Origin of the sequence: Streptacidiphilus anmyonensis, from assembly GCF_000787855.1 — a bacterium.
GTDB classification, from domain to species: domain Bacteria; phylum Actinomycetota; class Actinomycetes; order Streptomycetales; family Streptomycetaceae; genus Streptacidiphilus; species Streptacidiphilus anmyonensis.
The window spans coordinates 6,244-11,463 of record NZ_BBPQ01000126.1; the positions used below are offsets into that span (position 1 = coordinate 6,244).

The 5,220-nt window shown below is 67.1% G+C and carries 5 protein-coding genes and 1 pseudogene; 2 read left to right on the forward strand and 4 right to left on the reverse strand.

Annotated features, from left to right (window positions below; genetic code table 11):
- Window positions 1-77: 77 nt before the first annotated feature.
- From TR50_RS45120 to TR50_RS41495, 3 genes and pseudogenes are all read right to left on the reverse strand, one after another.
- A pseudogene (locus TR50_RS45120) lies at window positions 78-254 on the reverse strand (IS5/IS1182 family transposase); the annotation flags it as partial.
- Window positions 255-556: 302 nt separating this feature from the next.
- On the reverse strand, window positions 557-1,192 hold the full coding sequence (locus TR50_RS41490; protein ID WP_152648935.1) for a hypothetical protein: 636 nt from the start codon (window positions 1,190-1,192) through the stop codon (window positions 557-559).
- 573 nt (window positions 1,193-1,765) lie between these two features.
- Window positions 1,766-1,987: a hypothetical protein gene (locus TR50_RS41495; protein WP_042435593.1), complete on the reverse strand. Its 222-nt coding sequence runs from the start codon at window positions 1,985-1,987 to the stop codon at window positions 1,766-1,768.
- 728 nt (window positions 1,988-2,715) lie between these two features.
- Between TR50_RS41495 and TR50_RS41500 the strand changes: the two genes are divergently transcribed.
- The gene (locus TR50_RS41500) at window positions 2,716-3,255 is read left to right on the forward strand and encodes a hypothetical protein (protein ID WP_042435596.1); all 540 of its coding nucleotides are present in this window, start codon (window positions 2,716-2,718) and stop codon (window positions 3,253-3,255) included.
- A gap of 133 nt (window positions 3,256-3,388) precedes the next feature.
- Here TR50_RS41500 and TR50_RS41505 read toward each other — a convergent pair whose 3' ends face one another.
- On the reverse strand, window positions 3,389-3,940 hold the full coding sequence (locus tag TR50_RS41505) for a hypothetical protein (RefSeq protein WP_042435599.1): 552 nt from the start codon (window positions 3,938-3,940) through the stop codon (window positions 3,389-3,391).
- A gap of 434 nt (window positions 3,941-4,374) precedes the next feature.
- Between TR50_RS41505 and TR50_RS41510 the strand changes: the two genes are divergently transcribed.
- The coding region (locus TR50_RS41510) for a helix-turn-helix domain-containing protein (protein ID WP_042435602.1) at window positions 4,375-5,220 on the forward strand (846 nt) is incomplete at its 3' end.

Genomic DNA, 5,220 nt, shown 5'->3' on the forward strand with positions numbered 1-5,220 from the left:
TCGGGTGGAGGGGGTGGGGGCCCGGTGCGTGGGCCGCGGCGGGGCGCTGCGGCCCAGCGTGCCTGCCGGGCCTCCGGGTGGGCAGCTACCAGCAGCACTCTGTCCTCCTCCAGCAGCAGGGACCATCGACGTCCGAGGCGAGCCCTGTCAGCCCCTTCGCGACGCAGAGCCGAGGCGAGTTTGCCGAAGCGTGGGCTCATCCCTGCAGACGTGACTATCCACGACGGCTCTGACGCAGTGATCACACCAGCCATGTCGAGATCATTCCAGTAAGTGATCTGCGCCAGGATCGATCACGTGTTCAGAGCCACACGCCCCTCGCGCCGCTGGGCTGGAGGGGTCACGTCCGGTACCGCGGCGGAGTCGAAGGGCTCGGTCGTCCGGCTGATCAGTGCCGAGATGAACCATCGCCACTTGCCTGCCGCCAGAACGCCGGGGCCACCGCCGTCTCGCATCATCTCGCAGGGCCGTACGGGAGACGACGTAGGACGCTGCCGAAAGCCGACTTGCGGTTGAGCAGCCCGGCGACTGCTCAACCGCATAGGAAACCGCAAAGTCAGTCGTCCACCCCGAAGTACGTTCCATCCTGCGACCCGACATTCCAGAACTGCCCAGTGGCGCCGCCATTGCAGCCGGTCTGGGGGTAGGTGGACACGGTGACCCGACCCTTCCACCACCAGCCCGAGGCAATGGTCTTGAAGCCGGGCGTGTTCCAGCAACCCGTCACATACGCGCCGCCCTGGTTGTAGCCAGTGATGCTGAAGGAGTTCGCGATGTGCTGATTGTCGTAGAACACGATCTGCTGGTTGCCAAAAGCGTTGTCGTTGGAGACGGGGACGACCCAGTAGTCCGTGGAGTCGTAGGTCGGAACATCCCTCTGTGAAGAGTTGTAGAGGCCTCGGCAGCCGCTCCCGTCGTAGACGGTGACGTAGACGGTGCCCTTCCAGTACCAGCCGTTCAGCGGGTTCTCGAAGCCCGATATCGGCATGCAGGTGGCGGCGCTGTTGCCGTTCTGGTTGGTGCCGGACACCCACGCAGAAACGCCGCGGTAGGTGTTGTCGATCACCATGATCTGCTGGCCGTTGGATGCGGCGTGCGCGGCGGTGGACAGGCCGAGCAGACTTCCGACAATGACGGCGAGCGTGGCCGCTATGCGGCCGATCTTCCTGACGATAAGCAAGTGGTGTTCCAATCAGGCGTGGTGCGTGCTGAGGTGCAACGCGACACTGAACACCTTGAGACACCTAAACGGAGTTGATCAAGGGCTGCTGGAAGGGGTGAGACGTCCCAACCGTCTCAGCCGGCTGACCTGCACTTTGGGACACCAGCTTGAGCCGGAGGCGATCGATCGCGGTCGGCTCAGCGTCGCTGCGCACTCCTATGTCCAGGCCTCGCGGAGGTATCAGAGTGGCAGCAGTTCTGCCCCGGGAACTCATCCAGAGGTCGTCATCGCGGCAGAGAATGGTGATTCCATGCTCATCGATGGCCACCCGGTCCAGTTCCTGACCATCCCTCAGAGCATTTTGCGACACCGGGTCGAGGGTTCGGTCGTTTGCGATCCACGCCGTGCTCCCGTCTGATCGGTACACGCTGCACACCGAGCAGCGCTAATAGCTGGCTCGGAACCCTCATCGTCATGCGCGAAGCCGACGGTCACCAAACGAGATCCACGTTCGACGGACACCACTCAAGATCGGAAAGACAACAGTCACTCACTGCAGCGGCCCTCGTGGTCTGGCTCCGCTCGTAAGCGCCACAGCCGTGCTCAGACGTCTTCGAGCAGGTGGAAGTAGACCGTCCCCGACCGCCACGGCCCGTACTCAGTCACCTCCGACTCGATGACGACATCCTGAACTTCAACAGGGCCCAACGCTTCGATCGAATCGGCTAGCCGCCGCAAGAGCGCCGGCACGCTGTCACAACCCGGACCTGCAGGATTGGCCTGAGAGAAGTGGCGAATCGCCCAGGACTCCGGAGTGCTCGTCATGGGTCCGATCGTATGACCCGCCTCTGCCCGGGCCAGAGCCGGTGGTGCGGCGCGGCGATCGCGACCGAGGACCCAGCCCAGTCTGTGATCGCCAGGACAGTGCCTAGTCCCGTTGCGTCAGCCGGCCTTCCGGGGTGCCCGCCTCTTCGCCGCGGCCTTTGCCTTCAAGGCGGCCATGATGTCCATGGCCGGGTCCCCGGCCGGGAGCGGCTCGGCCGCGTGCGGTGCTTCCCTCGGTGGCGCTGTAGAGCTTGGCCGGGAAGGAGACCAGTCCGAACGTGATGCTACCGCTCCAGACGGGTCTGCCGAGGGGGCCTTCGGGGCTGCTGGTGCTCATGAGCTCACGCGACGACCGTCCGCGAACGATCGCGTCTCGATCACCCCCGATGGGCGATCCGACCGAAACGATCCCCGGACTGCAGCGACCCGAGTACGCTCACCGACCAGGCAGCGAGCGGCCAGAGCACCGGTCCGACCCTCAACCGGGCCGGGGTCCATCCGCCCAATCGAGCGCGGCCACCTGGCCCAGTCCTCGGAACGCTCCCCTCCGGGATTCGAACTCACACGCTCCGCAAACAGACCCCCGCACCGTGACCGTCACCGCGCCGTCCACGCCCCAAGGATGACGCACAGCCAGTCACCGAATGGGCACAATCCGAACACACTCCCCTCGGCTCTGCCGTGGCGGTGGGAGCCTGCCACTACACCGTCATGGAGGGGGACCACCCATGCGCGCACGCACCAGCGTCCGGATCGCCCTGGCCGCCGCCGCAGCCAGCCTGCTCAGCGCCTGCGCCACAACCACCCAGGCCGGGCCGGCCACAACCGCCAACCCCAGAAGCGGCATCGCCACCAGCGCCGTCGCAACCAGCAACGCCACCCCGACACCCGTCATCAGCAGCGCCCTGACTCAGGTCGCGAACTGGTGGACCGGCGGCGGGCAGGCACAGGCCACGAAGCTCGCCAGCGACATGTCCGCGATCATCGCCACCACCAGCAACGATCCCACCACCATGGGCAACGCCTGCAACACCTTCTCCGGCGACATCACCACCGCGCAGTCCAACGCGCCGATCCCCGACGCCCAGGCACAGCAGCACTGGTCCGCAGCCCTCGACCACTACCAGCAGGCCGCAACGGACTGCGTCGCGGCGACCTCCACCATGAACACCGATCTGATGAACAAGGCGACCACAGAGCTCACCGCAGGAAGCAGCGAGCTGAGCGCAGCGACGGCGCGGATCCGACAGATCACCGCAGGGGGCTGACCTCGCGCGACCTCCGGCACGCAGGCCAACAGGCAGCTACCATCCGAACAGGATGGACGTGCACACGAGCAAGATGCGGGACGGGGGCCGCCGTACGCGAAGGGTGCCGAGGTTGGTGCGCCCTCGCCGATGCTCAGGAGTCACTGCGACCACCGTTACTTCCCCTACTGACCTGTTGACCAGCAAAGAATCGCTGCCACCCCGGATACAGCCGCGAGCCCTGGGGGGCCGTCATCTGCAGGGTGGCCTGCTCCATTGAGCTGAACGCATAGTTGATCTCCGGGTGGTCGCCATTCCATGCGATCTGCGGCACGGGGGGATTCGTGAATCCAACCTGGGCCGTGGTCCAGCCCCATTCGGCGGCCTCGCGCATCAGCCGCTCGACGGCGTCGCGACGGATCTGCTGGACCTGCTCCTCAGTCGTCTCGGACTCCGACGGTTCCAGCTCTTTGGTCAGCTGATCGTCTGTCGCGGCGGCCGTGGCCAACGTCTCGACATTCGCTGGCGCGCCCACCTCCAGCGAAACGCTCCCTACGGAGGCTTTGACCCCACGTGCCATCAGCGCTCCGCGCACCACGCGGCGCGTCTCGGGAGACATGCGCCGCACCCACACGATGCCCACAACTACGAGGACCAGGAGCATCAGGGACCATTGGGTGTCGACGACGAACTGCAGGATGCTCACCGGAGCATCCTGCCAGCGGGGCGCTCTCCTCGATGCCGGTACAGCCCAAAGGGCCGCGCCCGATGCCGCAGCGATCGCTTCGGACGGGCAGCTACCCCGAGTCGGCCGCCAGCTCCGGAGCGAGCACGACGGGCCCCATACCGGGCAGAGGAGGTCGTGCGGGGTCTGCCCACCGTGGCCGTAGCAGCGAGCACAGCGGCCTGGCCGGGCGGGGCCTCTTCGCGTTCAAGATGACGGTTTCGATGAAGTCACAGGCCGGCAGCGCATCCGCCTGCGATCGAGGGAAGTCGGCCCGCGTGGTCGCGCCGCGACCCGGTGCCGGGTCGATGCCCTCTGCCTTGAAGATCTGCAGACATCTCCCTCTGCTGCCCCGGCCACTGGTGGCCGGGGCAGCAGCGTCCCCTGAGCAGAAGTGTCGCCGTTAGCATTGACCGGTGATCGGCAACCTTGAGTCGTTCCAGGACGAGCTGGCCGCCAGCGGGTTTCCGCCGCTGATCAACAAGCTGGCCGGTGCCGGCTTCCGGGGCGGGATCACCACCCGTGACCTCGGGCCGCTGCGGCTGGTCTCCCTCGACACGCCCGAGAGCGCCTGCATCGGGCGGGAGCGCGACGCCTCCGACGGCGAGAACCTGGCGGTCAAGGTGATGATCCGAGGCCGGACGCGGATCGAGCAAGGGCGCGGCGACGCCGAACTCGGGCCGACGGACCTGGTACTGCTCGATCCCACGCGTACGCTCCGGTTCGAGAGCACCGCCGCGGCGCACGTCACCATCCTGGTTCCGCGCCGGGAGCTTCGCATGCGGCCCGCGCAGATCGACCGGCTCGTCGGCGTACGCATCGACGGCAGCCACGGCCCGGGCGCTCTCGTCTCCGTGCTGGCCCGGGAGTCGGTGTGGTCGGCGACCGAGTTCCGCGAGGCGGAGGCGCTGCGGTCGGCGGCGGCCGTCGTCGAGCTGATCGCGGTCGCACTGGAGGCCCGGCTCGGCGACGAACAACCGGCCCCGGACGAGTCGTTGCGGAGCCGGATCGCCGGCTACATCGAGACCCGGCTGGCCGATCCCGATCTGTCGCCGCCTGGCATCGCCGCCGCCCACAACATATCCGTACGCCGGCTGCACAAGCTGTTCGAGGACCAGCCGCTCACCGTCGCGGCCCTGATCCGCCGTCGCCGCCTGGAGCGCTGCCGGGCCGAGCTGACCGGAAGCGGACGTACGGTCACCGCCGTGGCCGCCCGGTGGGGATTCTCCGATCCCACGCATTTCAGCAAGCTCTTCAAGCTT